Below are 19,717 nucleotides of genomic sequence, written 5' to 3'. Positions count from 1 at the left end.
GGTCAGCCCTTCGTGTGGGGTGTGCGGGGGTCGGGTGTGCGGGGGTCGGGTGTGCGGGGGTCAGTTGTGTGGAGGTGAGTTGTATGGAGGTCGGGTTTGCGGGGGTCGGGTGTGCGGGGGCCGGTGGCGATGTGCAGGTGGGACAGGAGCCAGGCGTTGACACGCTCGGGCTGCTCCTGGTTGGCCAGGTGACCGGCGTCCTTGACGATCACGTACGCGGTCCTGTGCAGACCGCCGGCCAGGACCTGTGAGCTGTCGGGACCGGTGACGCGGTCCTGGTCGCCGCACAGGACGAGGGTGGGCGCGGTGACGCGGTGCAGTTCGCCGCGCAGGTCGGTGGCGGCCATGGCCTCGGCTGCGTGTGCGTAGCCGGGCAGGCGGACCGAGGCGGCCATGGTGGCGGTGACGCGCTCGACGAGGTCCGCGGGGGCGTCCGGGGAGACCAGGCGCGGGGCGCGGGCGGCGGCGAAGGCGTCCGGGCCGAGCCGGGCGAGTTCGGCGGCGCGGGCGCGCATCCCGGCCGCCTTCTCCGGGTCGGTGCCCGAACCGGGCGTGGAGTCGAGGACCATCAGGGAATCGACGAGGTCCGGGTGGCGCAGCGCGAGCCGGAGGGCGATCACGCCGCCCCAGGAGACGCCGAGGACGTGGGCGCTGCCGCCGTACGCCCGGATCACCCCGGCGGCGGTGTCGGCGTAGTCGTCCATCGACAACGGGCCGTCCGGGTCCGCGGACCCGGCGTATCCCGGGGCGTCCCAGGCGACGACCCTGAACGTGTCGCTCAGAGCCGCGAGTTGGGGTGCGAAGGCCGCCGAGGACGATCCGATGCCGTGCAGGCACAGCAGCAGGGGGCCGCTGTCGCCGGCCTGTTCCAGGTGGAGGCCCAAGAGGTCGTAGGCGCTCACAGGATCTGCCCCGTCCGTCCGGCGAGTGCGGCGAGGGAACGCAGTACCGCGTAGGGGACGACCTGGCTGGTGGCCGGGTTGGCGGCATCGGGCAGGTGGCGTACCTCGAAGCGGTAGGTGCCGTGCGGGCCCCTCGCCTCGATCACGTGCGAGGTGTGCCGGGCCGCCGGGTCGGCGACGACGCTGACGCGGACCGCGTCGGGGTCGCCCACGGCGAGGGCGACTGAGGCGGCGACGTTGGTCGACCTGGGGAACTTCACCGGGACGTCCCGGGCGGTGCCCGCCATCACCTCGACCGGTCCGGTGGCCGACCGCATCCGGGTCAGCAACTGCTCGTCCATCCAGGGCTGTTCGAGAGTGGTGGGCAGTTTCGTGGTGGTCAGGCGGACCTCGTCCAGGGGGCCCATGGCGCGTACGGCCTGAAGGAGGTCGAGGCCGCCGACCGCACCGCCGGTGAAGTAGACGCGGCCGGGACCGGCGTGCAGCAGCCGCTTGGCGAGGTCGTCATCGGTGAGGGCGCCGGTGGAGGCGACGAGCAGGTCGGTGCCGGAGGCGAGAACGGTCTCGCCCCACTCGCGCACGACGCCCTGCCCGGCCGCCTCGACGATCAGGTCACAGTGGTGCAGGGCCTGTTCGACGGTGTACTGCGGCACGGGCGCGGAGTTCCCGAGGGGCCGGTTGTCGACGACGCACACCAGCTCGGCGCCGGGGATCCCGCCGGCCGCCAGCGCGCCGCCGACGACGCGGCCGATGGCGCCCCAGCCGATGAGGCCGACGCGGCGGGGGGTGTCCGTACTCATGCGGGGACTCCTTCGGCGTCGGCGGCGGCTCCCGTTCGGGCTCCGGTCCGGACCTGGGCTTGGGCTTCTGTTCGGGCCTGGGAGTGCGCTTCGGTTTCGGCCTGGGTCTGGGCTTCGGCGTCGACGGGCGGGGCCACGGGGCTGCCGTCCGGGGTGCCCGCCATGTGGGCGCGGATCAGCCGGGAGGGCGGCCCGGCGGTGCCCCACAGGTCGGACAGTTCGGGGACGCGCCGCCACACCTTGCAGATCCAGGCGTCCTCGACGACCTGGGCGACCTCCGAGGTGTACTCGCAGACCAGACCGGTGGGGTCGGTGAAGTAGGAGAAGGTGTTGTTGCCGGGCCCGTGCCGCCCCGGCCCCCATGCGGGGGTGATGCCGTGGTGGCGCAGGCGCCCGAGGCCGCGCATGAAGTGGTCGACCGAACTCATCTCGTAGGCCACGTGGTTGAGGGACACCCACGGGGCCTGGTTGAACGCGACGCAGTGGTGGTCGGTGTTGCAGCGCAGGAACGCCATCTGGTGCTCGGACCAGTCCGAGACGCGCATGCCGAGGACGTCCCTGTAGAAGGCGACCGAGGCGTCGATGTCCGGGGTGTTGAGGACGGCGTGGGTGACACCGACCGGCACGGCGGCGTCACGGCCGCGCGGGGCTACCGCCCAGGTGTCGGCGGACAGTTCGATCAGCCGTCCGTCGAGGTCGTGGAACCGCAGCCCGTAGCCGCCGCCCACCTGGTCCAGCGGTCCGGGACCCGCGACCGGGGTGATGCCGCGTGCTTCGAGCCGACGGGCCGCCTCGTCGATCTCGGCGGGGGTGGCCACGGCGAAGGCGAGCCGGCCGAGGCCGATGCGGTCGGCGCGGGTGAGCTGGAGGGCGTGGTGCTGCTCGCCGGTGCCGCGCAGCCAGCTCGCGCTGTGCCCGGACTCGACGACCTCCAGTCCCCATGCCTCTTCGTAGAAGTCGGCGGCCTCGGCGAAGTGCGGGGTGAGCAGTTCGACCGAGCGAAGGGCGCGCAGGCGGGCGATCGGCGGACCAGAGGGACCAGGGGGGTGTGTCATGGTGAGGGCCTTTCGGGAGTGGGTCAGTTGGCCCAGGGCAGGGGGGTGGCGTCGGTGCCCCAGTACAGGGACTTCTGCCGCTGGTAGGCGCGGATGAGGTCGCGTCCCTTCTCCGTGCCGAGGCCGCTGTCCTTCATCCCGCCGAAGGGGGTGGAGATGGAGAACTGCTTGTACGTGTTGATCCAGACCGTGCCGGCCTCGACGCGCCGGGCCAGCCGCCAGGCGGCGCGGGCGTCGCGCGTCCAGATGCCGCAGGCCAGCCCGTACACACTGTCGTTGGCCTGGCGTACGAGGTCGTCCTCGTCGTCGTACGGGAGGGCGACGAGGACCGGGCCGAAGATCTCCTCCTGGCAGGTCCGGGCGGAGTGGGGCAGCCGGTCGATGACGGTCGGCAGGTAGTAGGCGCCGGCGGCGTACTCCGGGCCCTGCGGTACCGTGCCGCCGCACAGGACGCGTCCGCCCTCCGCGCGGGCGAGGTCCACGTACGCGGCGACGGCGTCGCGGTGCCGGTGGTGGACGAGCGGGGCGACCTGCGTGCCGGGGTCGGTGCCGGGTCCGAGGCGCAGTTTCCGTACCCGTTCGACGAGTTCGCCGAGGAAGGAGTCGTACAGCGACCGGTGCACGAAGAGCCGTGAACCGGCGATGCAGGACTGGCCGCTGGAGGAGAAGATGCCGAACATCACCCCGGCGACGGCCTGTTCGAGGTCGGCGTCCTGCCTGACGATCGTGGGGGACTTGCCGCCGAGTTCCAGCGAGGCGGGGACGAGTTTGCCGGCGGCGACGCGCGCGATGGTGCGGCCGGTGGCGGTGCCGCCCGTGAATCCGATGCGCCGCACGAGCGGATGGCTGACGACGGCGTCCCCGACCACGCTGCCCTTGCCCGGCAGGACGGACAGCAGCGCGGTCGGCAGGGCGGCCTCGGTGAGGGCCTGGTGGACCAGGCGGCCGAAGGCGAGTGAGACCAGCGGTGTCCACTCGGCGGGTTTGAGCAGGACCGCGTTGCCGCCGGCGAGTGCCGGGGCGGTCTTCTGCGCGTCGGAGGCGATCGGCGAGTTCCACGGGTTGATCGCCCCGACGACGCCGATCGGTTCGTACACGCTCATCGTGACGTAGGGGCCGCGGGCGGGGGTGAGGGAGTCCTCGGCGGTCTCCAGCGCGGCGGCCGTGTAGCGGAAGGTGCCGGCGGCGCTGTGGGCGAGCGCGCGGGTCTCGGTGAGGGTCTTGCCGGTGTCGGTGGTCTGCAACGCGGACAGCTCGGCGGCGTGCTCCTCGATCAGGTCGCCGATCCGGTACAGGAGGCGGGCGCGCTGATGGGGCAGCAGGTCGCGCCAGGCGGGGGTGGCCGCGGCGTCGGCGGCGGCGCGTGCCGCCTCGTCCACGTCTGCGGGAGAGGCGGCGTGGACGGTGGTGATCAGGGTGCCGTCGGCCGGGTTCACGGTCCGGATCGGGTCGCCCGCGCCGCGCCTTGAGCGACCCGCGATGAGGATCTCGTCGGCTGGGATGCGCGGCATGGCGGAACCTCCGGGCGTGAGGGGTCGGGGGAAATCTCCGCGGGCGGGCGGGGCACGGACCCGGGGCCCGCCCCGGGATGAGCCCGGTATGGCGAAGTGCTGGAAATCTAATGGCTTAAATATCTGCCCCGCAAGGGGTCGGGCCGCGCGACTTTTTCCCGCCGGTCGGCGCCGAACCCTTGACGGCCCCCGACGCGCAGGCGGTAGAACCTAAGCACTAAGAGATTCAGCCCTTGTCCGAATCGGGCCGGAGCGGTGAGACCTGCCGACGCGGCGGTTGCGCCGGCACGCTCACCTCTTGCCTCTCCCTCCGCACCCCCCCTCGCCCCTCCCACCCCCCGCCCTTGCCGTCCTGCCGTCCCTCACCGCCCTGCGTTCGCGGAGCCGTCCGGCCCCGCGCAGCACGGCCCGAACCCTCCCGTGCGCGCCGGCCGGTCCCTCGGTCCGGGCGCCCGGGAGCCGGAGGACCTCTCCATGACGATCGACGCCCCTCGTGCCGGCGCGGCCCACCGCCCCGGTACCGCGGCGCTCGCCGCGGCCATCGGCGCCCGCTTCGAACGCCTCCCCCTGTGCCGCTGGCACGTCACCGTGCGCCTCGTCATCGGCGCTGTCACCTTCTTCGAGGCCTTCGACCAGCTCCTCATCGCCTACGCGCTGCCCCAGTTGCGCGCCGCGTGGCATCTCGGCACGGGGCAGACCACCGCCCTGATGACCGTGGGCTCGGTGGGCATGCTGGCCGGAGCGCTCCTGTCCGGCCGCCTGGCCGACCGCTACGGCCGGGTCAGGGTCATCGCCGTCTGCATCGGCGTGTCCAGCTTGTGCAACCTGGCGCTCACCCTGTGCACCTCGCCGGCGCCGTTCATGGCCGCGCGGTTCCTCCAGGGCCTGGCCATCGGCGGAGAGGTGCCGGTCGCGGCCACCTTCATCGCCGAGATCACCCGCACCCACCAGCGGGGCCGCTTCGTCCTGCTGTACGAGCTGGTCTTCCCGGCCGGCCTGACGGCGGGCGCGCTGCTCGCCGCGTGGCTGGTGCCGCTGCTCGGCTGGCGCTGGATGTTCGGCCTCGCCGCGATCCCCGGCGTCCTGTGCCTCGTCATCGCCCGGTACGTGCCCGAGTCGCCGCGCTGGCTGGCCGACCACGGCCGCCACGAGCAGGCGCTCGCCACCATGGCCGCGATCGAGGAGAAGGTCGAACGGATCACCGGCGAGCCGCTGCCGGACCCGGCCCCCTCGGCGCCGCCCGCCCCGCAGCCCACGGGCAGGGACGCAGATGGCGGCGGGCTGGAGGACGGGCGCGGGGGCCCGGGTGGCGGCGGGGGCGGTCTGCGGGAGCTGCTGTCCGGCCGCTACCGCAGGCGCACCCTGGTCGTCGGCGTCCTGTGGTTCACCGGCTACTTCGTCAACTACGGCATCACGTCCTGGCTCCCCACCATCTACGGCACCCGCTTCGGCCTGGACCTGTCCACCGCCCTCGGCTACTCGACGGTCACCTCCTGCGCGGGTCTTGTCGGCTGCCTCGCCGTCGCCCTGACCGTCGACCGCGCCGGCCGCCGCCGCACCGTCATGGGGTGCCTGGGCGGCTCCGCCGTCGCCCTGCTGCTCCTCGGCCTGTTCTCCGGCGGCTCCGCGACCGGTGTGCTGGCCTGGACCTCGCTGGCGAGTGTCTTCCTCTTCGGCGCCAACATCTGCCTGTACCTGTACACGCCCGAGCTGTTCCCCACCCGGATGCGGGCCCTGGGGTCGAGTGTCGGCGGCGCCATGAACCGCGTCGGCGTCATCCTCGGCCCGATCGTGGTCGGCGCGGTCTACGCGGACGGCGCCGACGGCGCGCTCGGCACCGTCTTCGTGACGCTCGCGGCCGTGGCCCTCGTCGGCGCGCTCACGGCGGTGGGCGCCGAGGAGACGAGCGGGCGGCGGCTGGAGGACCTGGCCCCGTAGGCCCGGCCGGAGCCGCGCGCGGGCGGCTGCGGCCGACCGGTCGCGCAAAGCGCGGCAAGGCGGCAAGGCGGCAAGGCGGGCGGGCCACGGCCCAGGTCTACGCCGCGACGGCGTCCTTGACGAACACGATGCCGTCCGCGTCCGTGAGGTGGGCCGGGTCGAGCGGGGCGTAGCCGAACCAGGGGGACACGCGGGGCGTGGGCCGCGGGTCGCCGAGGGCGGTGGCCAGCCGCCGGGGGTCGATGACGCAGCGGTCCTCGGGGAGTGCGTACAGGAGCCCTTCGAGGGTGCCCGGCGGCGGCGTGTCCACCCCCTGGTGCCGGATCGTGCCCAGCGCCGTGGCCATGAAGGCGTACTCCGCGCCGAGCCGGGCACTCACCAGCGCACCGGCGCCCCACCACCGCACCGGCCCCTCCCACATCCGCACGGTGCTCTTCGCCCGCTGGAGGTGGGAGTTGTGGGCGTGGACGAGCGCCGGTCCGCGCGCGGCGACGGCGAGGAGGTTGCCGGCCATCATGGCGGCCCGCAGTCCGCCGAGCCGGGCCATGCGGACCGGTGAGGTGTCGGCCATCCAGTAGTGGTAGCGCAGCAGTCCGGTGGCGGTACGCCCGTACAGGCACGCACGCTCCCAGTCGTCCCGCGGGGCCGTCGCGAGCAGGTGCGGTGTCTGTTCGTCGAGCAGCGCCACGAGTTCGTCGGCGAGCAGTCGCAGCTCCGCGGCCGAGGCCGATCGCCCCACGGACCGGGCCGGGTCCAGCATGGCCGCGGGATCGGTCCATCGGTCGTCGGCGCCGAGCAGCCGGTCGAGCGTTTCCGCGGTGCAGGGGAGCAGGGCCGCCTCGCCCCGGGCCGACAGGTAGCCGTGCAGGGCGGTGAGGGCCTGCCGGGGGCTCTGGGCCTCGGTCATCTCCAACGGGCCGTCGAAACCGGCGAAGCGGAGCCGGTCGGACGCGGGCCGGCCGTCGTTCCAGGCGCGCATCCATCGCACCAGTTCACGGTTGGGCGCGGACGCGTTGAACCACTCGTGGCTGAAGCCGTGTTGCATCACCTCGTCGAGGGTGCCCGTGCCCGAGGTGACGTAGTCGTCCACGAGCAGGCCCCGCACGCAGTCGCTCTCGATCGCGATCGTCCGGTAGCCCTCCTGCTCGACGAGTTGCCGGAAGAGTTCGTTGCGCAGGCCGAGCAGAGTGTCCTCACCGTGAGCGGGCTCGCCCAGGGCGAGCAGCCGGGGCCGGGCCGGGAGGAGTTCCACGAGTGCGGCGGAGTCGACGGGACGGGCGGTGTCCCTGAGGTCAGTGGCCATGGATTCAACGGTATCGTTGAAGCTTCGGTTGAAACTTTTTCGCGATATGGGCGGGAGTACAGCGCTTCATGGCGCCAAACCCTCAAAGTGTCCACTCCCGGCGGGCTGATCGGCTCAGGCCGGTCGATCTGGCGCGCGGGCACGGTCTGTCGACCCAGGCCGTCAGGAACTACGAGGAGGCCGGCATCCTTCCGGCCGCCGAGCGCACACCCCACGGCTACCGCGTCTACACCTCGCTGCACGCGGGGGCCCTGCGCGCGTTCCTCGCCCTGGTCCCCGGCCACGGCCACCGTTCGGCGGCGTCGGTCATGCGGGCCGTGCACCGCGGCGCGGCCGACGAGGCGTTCCGCCTCATCGACGAGAGCCACGCCCGGCTCCTCGACGACCGCAGGACCCTCGATGCCGTGGAGAAGGCCCTCCGCGACCTGGCACGCGCCCCCGCGCACGACCACCTCGCCCCCGCGCACGACCACCTCGCCGCCGCGCACCACCCCGGCACCGCACCCGGGCCCGGCGGCGGCACGTTCATCGGGCCGCTGGCGCGGCAGCTCGGGATCCGGCCCGCGACGCTGCGCGCCTGGGAGCGCGCGGGACTGGTACGGCCGCGCCGCGATCCGCACACCGGGTACCGGGTCTACGACGACGCCGACGTACGGGACGCCCGGATGACCGGTCAACTCAGGCGCGGCGGTTACCTGTTGGAGCAGATCGCCCCGCTGATCGCCGAGATCCGGTCGGCCGGGGGTCCGAAGCCGCTGGAGGCCGCGCTGGGCGACTGGCGCGGCCGGCTGTCCGAGCGCGGGCGGGCGCTGCTGGCGGGGGCCGCCGAGCTGGAGGCGTACCTGCGCGAGCGCGGGTGAGACGCCGCCCCGCCCCGCCGCGCGGAGCCGGCCGGGCGCGGACGTGCCCCGCCGGCTTCACGCGGGGCTGCTCGCGGCCTGTGCCGGCAGGGGGTACGGCGGGACGGGCCGGCGGTAGGCGTCGGCGACCCTGGTCAGGAAGTCCGTCTCCGCCGCCACGTCCGCGCAACTGGGCTGGGGCAACCGGCCGGAGTGCCGGCACGGCGGGCGGCCCGCGAGTTTCGCGCGCCGGGCGGTGTGCAGCATGCGTGCGACGGCGACCGCCTCACGGTCCCCGCCGGACGGGAGGTGCGTGCGGGCGCCTCGGGGGGCCGGGGTCTCGCGGTCCCCGGGCGGCACGAGTCCGTCCTCGGGGATGTACGCGCGCAGGACGAGGATCGCGTCGCGGATCTCCACGATCTGCCGGTAGACCATCAGGTCCCTGGGGCCCCGCGGCCAGAGTGTCTCCAGCAGGGGATGACGCGGCGCGTACAGGGCGACGGAGGGCACCGCGTCGATCAGGTCCCGCCACAGCGGGGCCAGCCGGCGCAGCACCCTGATGTCGGCGGCGGCACGGCGCGCGTCGAGCAGCGTGGGGACGACTATGGAGGCGGCGCGCAGCAGCCCGTGCAGGCCCATCGCCACGGAGAGGCACACCGGGATCCACGGTGAACGCACCTGGATGTACAGCAGGTCCGCGACCCAGAACAGGCCGGCGAAGGCCGTGCCGATACTGAACAACGCCAGGCTCGTGCGGGACGGCCCGGCCTTGCCCCGCAGGCTGTAGCGCCAGCACACCACCACACAGGTGCCGTCGGCCGCGAGGTGCATGCACACCAGCGTGAGCCAGAAGACCAGGGAGGGTTCGGGTGCGCCGTGCGGGCCGATGACGTCCTGGGAGTGCGCCGGTGCCAAGACGTCGAGGGCCAGCAGCGTCAGCAGGCAGAACACGCCGCCGATGTGCAGCCAGGGCCGGGGCGGGCCGCCGCCCGTCACGGTCAGGACGAAGTCGAGGACGACGATGGCGGAGAGCGCGCCCAGCAGGTGCATGGCCAGTTGGGTGGCGCGGGGGTCGCCGGTGAGGAGGTCGATGGCCTTGGCGACGGGGCCCAGGCGCAGGGCCATGGCCGCCGCGGCCGCGGCGACCGCCAGGCACAGGCCGCGCTGACGGCGGTCGCGCCGGGCCGCCGGTATCCGCAGCAGGACCGCGATCCAGACGGCCGCCGTGCCCGCGTCCTCGACGAGGCGGGCGGCCGCGGTCAGATCAGTACGCATGCGGACCGCCGACCCCGAGGGCTGCCTCCAGGTTGCCCAGTACTCCCGTCGGCGGCGAGCCGCCCTGCCGCTCGGTGGCGGTCCTGATGAGGCTCGCCAGCATCTCGGCCTCTTGCTCCTGGACCGTCGTGTAGCTGGTGCGGCCCAGGAGCCGGCGCACGGTGGCCGGACTGAGGTCGGTGAACAGGTGCGTCAGGTCCACCGCCGACGAGGCCTGCGAACCGTGGTCGAAGAGGAGATGGGCGATCTCGTGGAGGATGATGTGTTCTTGATGGAGCGGTGTGGTGTGCGTCTCGAAGAAGATGTGGTCGTCGGTTTCGGTCGCGAGCCACATTCCGCAGGCTGTCTGGCCCGAAGCCGCCGGCGGAAAGGCGTGCAGACTGATCGGGCGCCGACGTTGCCGGGACAGGTGCGCGCAGAAGGATTCGGGGGAGAACGGCCGAGGAAGATCCAGGTCGTCGACCACTGCTTGGCAGCGGCGGCGCAGTGTACTGAAGTAGTGCGGCATGGGGGTGTCTTCACCTCGTGGGGGGATGATGACGAGAAGCGTGCACTCTCCGAGTCGTTCGTCCTTCAAAACGTCAAGGCCGCACATGCTTCGGCACGGCACCGAACCGGGTCAACCGAGTGATCACCGTTCCGGTGGGATCCGGCCAACCGGCGACGGGTCCTGGCCCGCTGCGACCGGACCGGACGTGACCGCACCTGCGGCTCACGTCCGCCTGCCCGGGTCTGATCCGGCCTGTTCCCGTCGCAGGACCGGGAGCGGGACCGAGCCCTGGGGCCCTTCTGACGGACCCTAGCTGTCCGGCTCCGCCTCGCCCGGCGCGGCGACCTCCGGCAACTGCTGGATCCTGCGGGCCTCGTTGACCATCGTGAGCAGGGCGTCCAGCGTCTGGGGGGAGAGCCCGTCGGCGCGCATGGCCAGGTTGCGCACGCGGGCGTCCCGCAGTGCGGAGGCGAGCTTGAGCTGCGTCCTCACGCGTTCGGCGGCCTCGTCGTCGAAGAAGTACTCCGGCGGTACCCCGAAGAACTCGGCGAGGACGTCGAGTTGCTCCACGGTGAGGTTGCGCTTCTTGCCGGTGGCCAGCTCCCACAAGTAGGTCGCCGAGATCGTGCCGCCCGTGCTCTGCCTGATCTGCGCGGCGAGTTTGGCGTACCCCGGCCGCTGCCGCTCGTCCGGGTAGAGAGCGACGATCAGGGCGCGCAGACGCTCGCCGAACTGGGCGAGCAGCGGGCGCCCGCCCTGCCCGCCGGACAGGTCGCTCTCCTTCATCAGCCGTCCTCTGCTGGAGCCCCGGCCCCGGGCGGGGCCGTCCGCTGTACCGATCGATGCTACCGGTCGGCGCAGGGACGGTGCCGCGGTGACGGACAGGACGACCGGTGGCGGCGGCCTTGCCGGTCCGCGGGCCGCGGCGGCCCCGGGGCGTGGGTCAGACGGCGCTCACCTGTTCCTCGGGCACCCGTCCCACCGCCGTCACGGCGACCAGCACGCCCGCCAGGAAGCAGCAGGCGCTGATCACCGACCCCACGCGCATGCCGGTCTCGAAGTGTGCCTGGGTGGCGACGAGCGAGCCGAGCAGGGCCACTCCGATGGCGCTCCCCACCTGGCGGCTGGCGTTGAGCACGCCCGAGGCCACGCCCGAACGCTCCGGTGGCGCCGATTCCACGACCGCGGCCACGGCCGCGGGCATGGTGAACGCCGTACCGAAGCCGATCGCGGCCAGCGGCAGCACCAGCACCCAGTACGGGGTCGAGCCCCCGGCGGCCAGCAGGGCGAAGAAACCTGCCGTGCCGACGAGCAGGCCCAGCGTCATGGGGGTCCGCGGGCCGGTGCGGGCCGTCATCCGTCCGCCGAGGGCGGAGGCGAGGCCGGCCATGGCGGTCTGCGGCAGGATCGCGAGCCCGGCCCACAGCACGGCGTAGTGCCGGTACTGCTGGAAGTAGAAGGTGACCACGAACAACTGCCCGTAGAAGCCGATGTTGAGCAGCAGGCCCACGGTCGTGGCGCCGGAGAAGGAGGGGTGGCGGAACAGGGACAGGGGCAGCATGGGGTTGCGGACGCGTCCCTCGACCAGCAGGAACGCTGCTCCGCACCCGGCGAACAGGACGAAGGCGGCCACGACCAGGGGAGCCGACCAGCCGCGGTGGCCTCCCTCGATGATGGCGAGGGTGAGGGCACCGAGGGCCAGGATGCCGAGGATCTGGGCGGGCAGGTCCAGGCCGCGTTCGCCGCTGGGCCGCGGCGCGCGCACGTGCCGGGCGGTCAGGTACATGCCCAGCAGCCCGAAGGGAAGGTTCACGTAGAACACCGAACGCCAGCCGAACGCCGCGACCAGCAGCCCGCCGAGCACCGGCCCGGACGCCGCCGCGATGCCGCCGATGCCTCCCCACGCCCCGATGGCGCGCGCACGGTCCTCCTTGCGCGCGTACGAAGCGTGGATGAGCGCCAGCGACGTGGGAACGACCAGCGCCGCGGACAGGCCCTGCAGCAGGCGCATCACGACCAGGAACCACAGGGACGGCGCGATGCCGCAGCCCACGGAGGTCAGGACGAACAGGCCGAGCCCGGCCTGGAACACCGGTTTGCTGCCCAGCCGGTCACCGACCGACCCCGCCGAGAGCAGCAGCCCGGCGAACACGATGGTGTAGCCGTCGGCGACCCACTGGGCGCCGGTCAGGTCTCCCCCGGTGGCGAACTCCTTGCCGATCGGCGGCAGCGCGACGGTCACGATCGTCGCGTCCAGCATGACCATGAAGAAGCCCAGGCAGAGCGCGATCAGCGGCAGCCGGGACGCGGTCCCCGGCGTCCGGGGAGCCTCGCTCGCCACCGCGGCGGAAGAATTGACGTCGTCGAGGGACATCGGCGTTCCTTCGTTTCGTTCCGGGCCCGGCATCAGGCCAGTCGTGCCTTCACCTCGGCCGAGTCGCGCACGGCGATCGCATCGAGTTCCACGGCCGCGCCCAGTGGCAGCCGCTCCACCATGAAGGCCGTACGGGCGGGCGGGTCCGTCTCGAAGAACTCGCCGTACACGGCGTCGAAGGCCGGCATGTCGTCGTACGTGGTGAGCCACACGCGCATGCTCACCACGTCCGCGAGGCCCATCCTGGCCGCCTCCAACGTGGATCGCAGATTCTCCAGTGCCCGGCGCCCCTGCCCGGCCACCTCGTCCGCCACCAGCTTCCCCTCGCCGTCGACGCCGAAATGACCCGCCAGGTAGGCGGTGTCACCGACTACGACACCCGGCGAATAGCGGTAGCCGGGTACCTTTCCCCGGACGATCAGCTCGCGGCCCATCAGCACCTCCACGAATAGACGGTGATACCCCGCGGACCAGGGCCCCGGCCTGCCGGGGCGGTCCGCACGAGGGGGGATGCGGTCGTTCGCCAATCTAGTCCCCGAAAGCTTCGGGCCGGGTCGAAATGTGCTGGCAGAGCGTGTCTCACGCCTCGGCGCGGGGTGTGGCGGCGCGGCGGGCGCACCGTGCTCGGGCGCCGTGGAAGGCGGCGCAAAATCGACGCGGAGAACGCCGTGGCGGATCGGCTGTTCCCGGATCGGTGACAGCATGGAGGGACGTGAAGGCCACCGCACCGACCATTCGGGAGAGTCATGCGCGACTTGGCGGGAGACGCGAACTTCCTCACTCCGGCCTCCCTCATCGGGGACCGGACCAGGGCCCGGATCCTGCTCGCCCTCCTGGACCAGCGGGCGCTTCCGATGACGATGCTCGCGGCGGAGGCCGGCGTGGCGCCGTCGACGGTCAGCGGCCACCTGGCGCAGCTGGTCGACGGCGGACTGCTGACGGTCCGCCGGCAGGGCCGCCACCGCTACTACAGTCTCGCCTCGGCCCAGGTCGCCCACGCACTGGAGTCCCTGGCCACCCTGGCGCACCCGTTCACCCCGCGGTCCCTGCGGTCCGGGACGCGGGCCGCCTCCCTGCGCCTGGCCCGCACCTGCTACGACCATCTGGCGGGCCACCTCGGGGTCGGCCTGATGGGGTCCCTGCTCGAACGACGGGCCCTGGTCGGCGGTGACGGGCTGCACGACCCCGCCCATTCGGTCCGCGACCGGCTGTCCGCGCCGGGCTGGGACCTCACCTACGAGGTCACGAAGGACGGTTGGCGGACCCTGGACGAGGTCGGGGTGAAGCCACCGCGGACCGCCCGGCCCACCGTGCGCTACTGCGTCGACTGGACCGAACAGCGCCACCATCTGGCGGGTGCGGTGGGCGCTGCGCTGCTCAGCCGGCTCCTCGAACTCGGCTGGGTCGTCAGGGCCTCCGGCAACCGGGTGATCAGGGTTCCTGAGGAAGGGGCGCGCGGCTTGCGGGACTGGCTGGGCCTGGACCTCCAGGAACTCCGCACCCGCGCGGCGGCCTGAGGCTGCGCCCGGCAGGGCGGGACGGGGCGGTCCCGGAGGACGTCGGGGCGGAGGAGCGGCGGCTCGCTGCATTGACGGGCCCGGGGCGGGGCCTCGTCAGGGCGGCGACGCGCCCGGGGCCGCGGCTCGGTCCGGAGCCGCGGCATGTTCCGGAGCCGCGGCATGTTCCGGCCGGAACGGCCGCCGGCTCCGGACCAGGCCGCGCCGGTGTCATGGGACGGCGCCGGGGGCGGTTGACGGGGTCCGGGCGTGCGGCGCGCAGGGCCGCGCGGGCGACGGCGGCCGCGTCGCCGAGGATCTGCGAACCGGTCCCGGGGGGCCGGCCGGCCAGACGGTGAGCAGTTCGAGCTTGGTGGGCCTGGCGGCTCCGCGGTCAGCCGGTGCACGCCTGCCTCCACAAGCGATCGCAGGCGAACGGCGGGCACGCCGGGGCCGGCGCCGGCGCGACGGAGCGCCGGGTGACGGGGCGTCAGCCCGGGGCGGGCGCCAGTACCTTGCCCGGATTGAACAGGCCCCGCGGGTCCAGTGCCTGTTTCACCGCGCGCTGCAGCGCGAGGGAGGCAGCGCCGGACTCGCGCCGCAGACCCCCGCGTTTGAGCAGGCCCACACCGTGCTCGGCGGTCACGGTGCCGCCCAGGCAGAGGGCGGCGTCCATCAGTTCCTCGAAGACGCCGTGCACCCTCGCCAGGGCCGCGTCGTCCGTGCCGGGCACGATGATCAGGGGGTGCAGGTTGCCGTCCCCGGCGTGCGCGATGTTGGCCACGGGGACGTCCCGGGCGGCGGAGATCCCGGCGACGCGCTCCAGCATCTCGGGTACGCGGCTGCGGGGCACGCACACGTCCTCGGTGAGCACGGGCCCGCGGCGGGCCAGCGCGGGGTAGGCCAGGCGCCGGGCCTCGAAGAGGGCGTCCGCCTCCACCGGGTCGGTGGACACGTCGGCCCATGTGGCGCCCGCGCCCCGGAAACAGTCCAGCAGTGCCAGGCCCTCCTCCTCGGCGGCGCCGCCGGACGCGTCGCTGCGGGCGAGCAGCAGGGCAGCGGCACCGGGCCGCAGGCCCATGCGCTTCCACTCGTCCACGGCCTGGAGGCAGTGCCGGTCGACGAGTTCGAGAGCCATGGGCGTCAGCCCGCGGGCCGCCACCGACGCGACGGCTCGTCCGGCGGCGGTCAGCTCGTCGAAGAAGCCGACCACGGTCACCGGCGGCTCGGGCCTGCGGGCCCGCAGCCGCAGCGTCACCTCGGTGATCACCCCGAGGGTGCCCTCGGAGCCGGTGAACAGCCCGCGCAGGTCGTACCCTGCCACGCCCTTGACGGTACGGCCGCCGAGCCGCACGGCCGTACCGTCGGCGACGACGGCTTCCAGACCCAGCACGTAGTCGCGGGTGACCCCGTACTTCACACAGCAGATGCCGCCGGCGTTCGTCGCGACGTTGCCGCCGATCGTCGACCACGCGGAACTCGCCGGGTCGGGCGGGTACCACAGGCCGTGCTCCGCGCAGAGCCTCTTGAGGTCGTCGTTGACGACACCCGGCTGCACGGTGGCCGTGTGGTCGTCCACGTCGACGGAGAGCACCCGGTCCATCCGTTCGGTACCGAGCACCAGACAGCCCTCGACTGCGTTGGCGCCGCCGGACAGTCCCGTGCCCGCGCCGCGGGGAACGATCGGCACGCCCAGTCCGGCGCAGGTGCGCACGATGGCGCACACCTCCGAGGTGTCCCGGGGCAGGGCCACTGCCCGGGCCCGCCCGAAGGGCGCCCCGGCCGCCTCGTCGCGCAGGTGGCCCTCGGTCACCTCGTCGCCGGTCAGGACGCGGCAGCGCGGGACGCCGGCGCGCAACGCCGCCACCAGGGCGTCGCCCAACGGGTCGTCGGACATAGGTAGTTCCTCCTGTTCGAAGGGCCGAAGCGGCAGGCACGCGGGAGCGGTACCGGTGGAGCCGTGCCGGCGGGCCGTGCCGACGGGCCGTGCCGGGGCAGGCGGCCACGGCACGGCCCGTCGGTGCTCCGTGCCGGCGCCGGCGGCACGTGCCGCGCGGCGCGCGCTACCGGCGGCGGTGTGCGGCGAGCAGCTCGGCCAGCAGGGCCGCACGGAGGTAGACGCCCTTGGTGACGCCCTCGAAGTAGTGCACGTTCGGCACGTCGTCCGTCTCCGGTGGCAGCTCGGGGCCGCGGGGCCCGGTGTGGACCACCGGGACCCCCGTACCCGTCCGGCTGAGCAGCGCGCCGTCGAACACGAACCGTTCGTCGAGCCGTGCCGACCGGCTGTGGGAGCGTACGGCGCTCTCGTGGAAGTCGGACAGCTCGAACGGGATGATGGCCACCGCGTCGACGCCGCGGAGCAGTTCCGTGGCCGACCCCGCCGTGCGCCGGGTCATCCCGGCCCGGGCCAGGGTGCGCTGCACGTCGCCCGGGACCTCGGCCCCGTCCGGGGAGAGGAAGACGATCCCCGCGGCGTTGAACGCGGCGAGCCCGTGCACGAGCGAGCGGGCGTAGCGGCAGGCCGGGTCGCCGACGTAGCCGACGGTGACGCCCGTCAGGTTGCCCAGCTTGGAACGGAGCACCCACAGGTCGAGCATGGCCTGGGTCGGGTGCTCCCGGTCCCCGGTGCCGGCACTGATGACCGGTACGGGGGAGACGGCCGCCGCGCGCTCCGCCGCGTCGTCGTCGGTGTGCCGCAGCGCCAGGACGTCGGTGTAGGAGCCGACGACGCGCACGGTGTCCTCCAGGGACTCCCGGTAGAAGTCACCGGCTCGTGTGGTCGTCGCGTCGGAGAAGCCGACGGACGAGCCGCCGATGCGGCGGGCCGCCACCTCGAAACTGAGCCGGGTGCGCGTGCTGTTCTGGTAGAAGAGCACCCCGAGCAGTGTGCCGGGGGCTGTGCGGGCCAGGGTCTCGGTGGAGCTGCCCAGCATCCACTCGGCCCGCTCCCACACCCGCTCGTAGTCGCCGCGCCGCCACGAGGCCAGTGACACGGCGTGGCGCGGCAGGCCGGTGCCCGCGGGTGCGGACGGCCGGGCGGGGGACATCGTCTGCTCGGTCACCACCACGGGCCCTCCACCGTCTTCGCCACCCACTTCTGTGTGTCGAGCATCGCGTAGCCGGGCATGACGGGCAGCGGCGTGGAGCCGGGCAACTGGTCGAGGCCCGTGATGGCTTGTCCCAGCCGGGAGGCGAGCATGCCCTGGGCCAGCGGCGGAGTGCCGGCGAAGATCGGGCACTCGCGCTCCTTGACGAACCAGTCGTCCAGCACGGAGCGGTCCGGGTAGTCCGGCATTTCCGGGATGAACCTGCTGATGAGCTGCTCGGCGTTCTTCTCGTTCATCTCCTCGCCCTCGGGCACGCCGAAGTACTCCTCGGCCGTCATGGATTCCCGCGTCCACTTGAAGAAGAACGTGCGGTGTCCGAACACCGGGGTGCACATCATGAACCGGCAGCGTTCGGAGCGGCGGAAGGCGCGGTGCAGCGTGTAGCGGGCCTCGACCTCGTAGAGCTCGATCTTGTCAAGGACGTAGTCGCAGCCCTCGAAGAACTCGTCGACGACGTCCTCCGTGATGCCCTCGGGGTACACGTCGATGTTGACGTCACGGGTGGTGTTGTAGACGGCCTCGGCGACGACCTCGGCCTTGTTGCGGCCGACGGTGTCTATGCTCGCGCCGTACTGGCGGTTGATGTTGGAGACCTCGAAGGTGTCCGGGTCGGCCAGCTTGAGGTTCTGCACCCCCATGCGGACCAACCGGTCCGCCGTGGCCCCGCCGATCCCGCCGACGCCGGCGATGCCGATGACCGCGTTCTTCAGCTTGAGCTGGCGTTCCTTCTGCTCCTCCGGCGTGTTTCCCAGCCAGCCCAGGTTGCGGCGCACGCGTTGCCAGTAGTAGTCCTCGCCGGTTTCCGTGGCGGTGTAGCGCTTGCGATCCGACATGGATGACCTCTCTCGTGTCCGTGTCCGTGTCCTGCGGGCCCGCGCCGCGGCGGTCGGCCGGTGCGGGTCGGAGGTGGTGCGGGTCGGAGGTGGTGCGGTGCGGGCGGTCAGTCACCGGGCCGTACGGCGGTGACGGGGATGCCGTGGAAGGTGAAGGCGTCCCGTTCGAAGCGCGTGGGCAGCTCCTCGTATGCGCAGGCGCGCTCCAGGTAGTCGATGACCTCCTTTCCTTCGGGGGTGGAGGCGGCCACCGGGCGGGGGCTGTTGTCCGGGCCGAGGACGCACGGGGCGAACCCGGCACGGATCGAACCGCCGGCCCACCCGAGGAGGGCGAAGCCGGTGAGCCGGCCGTCGGGGTGGAAGGGAAGCAGCGGATGCCCCTCGCGGGGGCCGATGCGGAACTCACCGAAGCGGCGGGCGCTCTCGCGGCGCAGCCTCGCGTCACCGCGGCCGAGATAGGCGGACTTCCGCAACCGTTCCTCAAGGCCGGGCAGGTCGAACGCGAAGTGCCCGAGACCGTAGAAGATGGGCCGTCCGTGGTGGAACTCGATCCCGCGCAGCAGGTGGTGGTGGTGGCCCAGGACCGCGTCCGCGCCGGCGTCGATGGCGGCGCGGGCGGTGCGCACCTCGTGGTCGGTGAGGACGTAGGGCCGGGTGAAGTCGCCCCAGTGGAAGCTGGCGAGCACCACGTCCGCCCGGTCCCGGGCCCGGGCGATGTCCTCGCGCAGCGCCTCCATGTCCCCTGCGTCGGGAACCGTGGTGACCCGGGGCAGCAGGCCCGGGTTCCACTCGTTGGTCTCCCAGGGGGCGTAGAGGGTGCTCGCCCGCAGCGGGGCCAGCCCCGGCACCCCGGGGCGGGCCTCGTACCCGCAGGGGAAGACGGAGGCGTAGGCGAGGACGGCGACGCGGCCCCGGCCGGTGTCGAGCACGGCCGGCCGGTGCGCGTCCTCGGCGTTCTCCCCGGCTCCCGCCGTCGCCACCCCGGCGCTCCGCATCAGCTCGCGGGTCTCCAGCAGGGCGAGTGTTCCGCCGTCGAGGCTGTGGTTGTTGGCGAGCGAGACGACGTCGAAGCCGGCGTCGGGGATGCCGCGCGCATGGCGGGGATCGGCGACGACGGGGACGCCCGCGCTGGGGGCGCGTTCCTGGGTGGCGCAGTAGACACCCTCCAGGTTCGCGAACGTCGTGTCCGCCTGCCGGAAGGCGCCGCTGACATGCTGGAACGCTTCCTCGGGTTGTTCACGGTGTACGAAGACGTCCCCGACGGCGACGATCTGCAACTCGTCCATGGACGGCACGGCCCCCTTGACCATTTCGGCGTGGTGTTCGCTGACCATTTCGGCGTGGTGTCCGCCGACCATTTCGGCGTGGTGTCCGCCGACCATTTCGGCGTGGTGTCCGCGGGCGTTCGCCAGGTACTCGATGAGTGCGCGATGAAGTCGACCGCCAAGTCGACCGCCATTCGCTATAGCGGATGGCTCTGGGGCGAGCATAAGCACGACCCAGCCACCGCTGGCAACAACAGCAGACGATTTCCGGGAACTTGGCGCAAAAGGCATCCACTCCAGCGGATGGAACACACTTCGGCCCGGACCGAAGCCGAAGCTTCCTAGCATCGCTGTCACTCGATCCGAGATTTCAGGAATCTCAGGAAGGAGACGACATGGCCCGCACAGTGAGCCCGGAACCCGGCATGGTCCGGGACGTCGGCCAGGACATCGACCTGGACCTCGACATCGACCTGCGGCTGGACGTGGAGGCGGAGGACGTGGCCGGGCCCGGCCCGCAGGCCGGGCC

Annotated in this window: 18 protein-coding genes; 4 read left to right on the top strand and 14 right to left on the bottom strand. The window is 73.0% G+C overall.

The window, feature by feature from the left end; genetic code table 11:
• Positions 1 to 2: 2 nt before the first annotated feature.
• From ACFC02_RS26505 to ACFC02_RS26490, 4 genes are read right to left on the bottom strand one after another with little or no spacing between them, the layout of a single operon-like run.
• Entirely contained in the window at positions 3 to 902 is a 900-nt protein-coding gene (locus ACFC02_RS26505; protein WP_376362068.1) for an alpha/beta fold hydrolase, read from the bottom strand.
• Positions 899 to 1,702, bottom strand: coding sequence for an aspartate dehydrogenase domain-containing protein (locus tag ACFC02_RS26500; RefSeq protein ID WP_376362065.1), 804 nt, complete (start codon positions 1,700 to 1,702; stop codon positions 899 to 901). Before ACFC02_RS26500 ends, ACFC02_RS26505 begins: the two co-directional genes overlap by 4 nt.
• Positions 1,699 to 2,757, bottom strand: coding sequence for a VOC family protein (locus ACFC02_RS26495; protein WP_376362062.1), 1,059 nt, complete (start codon positions 2,755 to 2,757; stop codon positions 1,699 to 1,701). The genes ACFC02_RS26500 and ACFC02_RS26495 overlap by 4 nt, the downstream gene beginning before the upstream one ends.
• 23 nt (positions 2,758 to 2,780) lie before the next feature.
• A complete protein-coding gene (locus ACFC02_RS26490) occupies positions 2,781 to 4,268 on the bottom strand; it encodes an aldehyde dehydrogenase family protein (protein WP_376362059.1) in 1,488 nt (495 codons plus the stop codon).
• A gap of 474 nt (positions 4,269 to 4,742) precedes the next feature.
• Here ACFC02_RS26490 and ACFC02_RS26485 point away from each other — a divergent pair, with 474 nt between their 5' ends.
• Positions 4,743 to 6,206, top strand: coding sequence for an MFS transporter (locus ACFC02_RS26485; protein WP_376362056.1), 1,464 nt, complete (start codon positions 4,743 to 4,745; stop codon positions 6,204 to 6,206).
• A gap of 97 nt (positions 6,207 to 6,303) precedes the next feature.
• On the opposite strand, the gene ACFC02_RS26480 is transcribed toward ACFC02_RS26485, so the two are convergent.
• Positions 6,304 to 7,509, bottom strand: coding sequence for an erythromycin esterase family protein (locus tag ACFC02_RS26480; RefSeq protein ID WP_376362053.1), 1,206 nt, complete (start codon positions 7,507 to 7,509; stop codon positions 6,304 to 6,306).
• A gap of 68 nt (positions 7,510 to 7,577) precedes the next feature.
• Here ACFC02_RS26480 and ACFC02_RS26475 point away from each other — a divergent pair, with 68 nt between their 5' ends.
• Positions 7,578 to 8,369 carry a TioE family transcriptional regulator gene (locus tag ACFC02_RS26475; protein WP_376362051.1) on the top strand — a complete coding sequence of 264 codons (792 nt, stop codon included), beginning with the start codon at positions 7,578 to 7,580 and terminating at the stop codon, positions 8,367 to 8,369.
• Positions 8,370 to 8,426: 57 nt separating this feature from the next.
• Here the strand turns inward: ACFC02_RS26475 and ACFC02_RS26470 are convergent, their stop codons facing one another.
• The 5 genes from ACFC02_RS26470 to ACFC02_RS26450 form a co-directional block, all read right to left on the bottom strand.
• On the bottom strand, positions 8,427 to 9,623 hold the full coding sequence (locus ACFC02_RS26470; RefSeq protein WP_376362048.1) for an MAB_1171c family putative transporter: 1,197 nt from the start codon (positions 9,621 to 9,623) through the stop codon (positions 8,427 to 8,429).
• Entirely contained in the window at positions 9,613 to 9,957 is a 345-nt protein-coding gene (locus ACFC02_RS26465) for a hypothetical protein (protein ID WP_376362045.1), read from the bottom strand. Before ACFC02_RS26465 ends, ACFC02_RS26470 begins: the two co-directional genes overlap by 11 nt.
• Before the next feature lie 465 nt (positions 9,958 to 10,422).
• Positions 10,423 to 10,899 carry a helix-turn-helix domain-containing protein gene (locus ACFC02_RS26460; RefSeq protein ID WP_376362043.1) on the bottom strand — a complete coding sequence of 159 codons (477 nt, stop codon included), beginning with the start codon at positions 10,897 to 10,899 and terminating at the stop codon, positions 10,423 to 10,425.
• A gap of 157 nt (positions 10,900 to 11,056) precedes the next feature.
• Positions 11,057 to 12,487, bottom strand: a complete 1,431-nt coding sequence (locus ACFC02_RS26455) for an MFS transporter (RefSeq protein ID WP_376362041.1) — start codon at positions 12,485 to 12,487, stop codon at positions 11,057 to 11,059.
• A 32-nt stretch (positions 12,488 to 12,519) separates the two neighbouring features.
• Entirely contained in the window at positions 12,520 to 12,933 is a 414-nt protein-coding gene (locus tag ACFC02_RS26450) for a RidA family protein (RefSeq protein WP_376362038.1), read from the bottom strand.
• Between the two features lie 300 nt (positions 12,934 to 13,233).
• Here ACFC02_RS26450 and ACFC02_RS26445 point away from each other — a divergent pair, with 300 nt between their 5' ends.
• Positions 13,234 to 14,004 (top strand): winged helix-turn-helix domain-containing protein, encoded by a 771-nt coding sequence (locus tag ACFC02_RS26445; RefSeq protein ID WP_360968212.1) that lies wholly within the window; start codon positions 13,234 to 13,236, stop codon positions 14,002 to 14,004.
• Between the two features lie 469 nt (positions 14,005 to 14,473).
• On the opposite strand, the gene ACFC02_RS26440 is transcribed toward ACFC02_RS26445, so the two are convergent.
• The 4 genes from ACFC02_RS26440 to ACFC02_RS26425 form a co-directional block, all read right to left on the bottom strand.
• Complete coding sequence (locus ACFC02_RS26440; RefSeq protein WP_376362034.1) at positions 14,474 to 15,880, bottom strand: FAD-binding oxidoreductase; 1,407 nt, start codon at positions 15,878 to 15,880, stop codon at positions 14,474 to 14,476.
• 166 nt (positions 15,881 to 16,046) lie between these two features.
• Positions 16,047 to 17,045: a hypothetical protein gene (locus ACFC02_RS26435; protein WP_376362031.1), complete on the bottom strand. Its 999-nt coding sequence runs from the start codon at positions 17,043 to 17,045 to the stop codon at positions 16,047 to 16,049.
• Complete coding sequence (locus ACFC02_RS26430; protein ID WP_376362028.1) at positions 17,042 to 17,923, bottom strand: ThiF family adenylyltransferase; 882 nt, start codon at positions 17,921 to 17,923, stop codon at positions 17,042 to 17,044. The genes ACFC02_RS26435 and ACFC02_RS26430 overlap by 4 nt, the downstream gene beginning before the upstream one ends.
• Positions 17,924 to 18,030: 107 nt before the next feature.
• Positions 18,031 to 19,257, bottom strand: coding sequence for a CapA family protein (locus ACFC02_RS26425; protein ID WP_376362025.1), 1,227 nt, complete (start codon positions 19,255 to 19,257; stop codon positions 18,031 to 18,033).
• Between ACFC02_RS26425 and ACFC02_RS26420 the strand changes: the two genes are divergently transcribed.
• On the top strand, positions 19,240 to 19,533 hold the full coding sequence (locus tag ACFC02_RS26420; RefSeq protein ID WP_376362022.1) for a hypothetical protein: 294 nt from the start codon (positions 19,240 to 19,242) through the stop codon (positions 19,531 to 19,533). The genes ACFC02_RS26425 and ACFC02_RS26420 overlap by 18 nt on opposite strands.
• The last annotated feature ends 184 nt before the right edge of the window (positions 19,534 to 19,717 follow it).

The sequence above is a fragment of the Streptomyces sp. NPDC056160 genome (assembly GCF_042268205.1).
GTDB lineage: Bacteria > Actinomycetota > Actinomycetes > Streptomycetales > Streptomycetaceae > Streptomyces.
Note: the sequence above shows the minus strand (reverse complement) of the source record. Positions and strands in the feature narration are given on the sequence as shown.

Excerpts from the sequence above, each read along its gene's own strand:
- ACFC02_RS26430 (WP_376362028.1), bottom strand. The coding sequence starts at position 17,923 with ATGTCGGATCGCAAGCGCTACACCGCCACGGAAACCGGCGAGGACTAC.
- ACFC02_RS26500 (WP_376362065.1), bottom strand. The coding sequence starts at position 1,702 with ATGAGTACGGACACCCCCCGCCGCGTCGGCCTCATCGGCTGGGGCGCC.
- ACFC02_RS26460 (WP_376362043.1), bottom strand. The coding sequence starts at position 10,899 with ATGAAGGAGAGCGACCTGTCCGGCGGGCAGGGCGGGCGCCCGCTGCTC.
- ACFC02_RS26485 (WP_376362056.1), top strand. The coding sequence starts at position 4,743 with ATGACGATCGACGCCCCTCGTGCCGGCGCGGCCCACCGCCCCGGTACC.
- ACFC02_RS26490 (WP_376362059.1), bottom strand. The coding sequence starts at position 4,268 with ATGCCGCGCATCCCAGCCGACGAGATCCTCATCGCGGGTCGCTCAAGG.
- ACFC02_RS26475 (WP_376362051.1), top strand. The coding sequence starts at position 7,578 with ATGGCGCCAAACCCTCAAAGTGTCCACTCCCGGCGGGCTGATCGGCTC.
- ACFC02_RS26465 (WP_376362045.1), bottom strand. The coding sequence starts at position 9,957 with ATGTGGCTCGCGACCGAAACCGACGACCACATCTTCTTCGAGACGCAC.
- ACFC02_RS26495 (WP_376362062.1), bottom strand. The coding sequence starts at position 2,757 with ATGACACACCCCCCTGGTCCCTCTGGTCCGCCGATCGCCCGCCTGCGC.
- ACFC02_RS26440 (WP_376362034.1), bottom strand. The coding sequence starts at position 15,880 with ATGTCCGACGACCCGTTGGGCGACGCCCTGGTGGCGGCGTTGCGCGCC.
- ACFC02_RS26425 (WP_376362025.1), bottom strand. The coding sequence starts at position 19,257 with ATGGTCAGCGAACACCACGCCGAAATGGTCAAGGGGGCCGTGCCGTCC.
- ACFC02_RS26480 (WP_376362053.1), bottom strand. The coding sequence starts at position 7,509 with ATGGCCACTGACCTCAGGGACACCGCCCGTCCCGTCGACTCCGCCGCA.
- ACFC02_RS26470 (WP_376362048.1), bottom strand. The coding sequence starts at position 9,623 with ATGCGTACTGATCTGACCGCGGCCGCCCGCCTCGTCGAGGACGCGGGC.
- ACFC02_RS26445 (WP_360968212.1), top strand. The coding sequence starts at position 13,234 with ATGCGCGACTTGGCGGGAGACGCGAACTTCCTCACTCCGGCCTCCCTC.
- ACFC02_RS26455 (WP_376362041.1), bottom strand. The coding sequence starts at position 12,487 with ATGTCCCTCGACGACGTCAATTCTTCCGCCGCGGTGGCGAGCGAGGCT.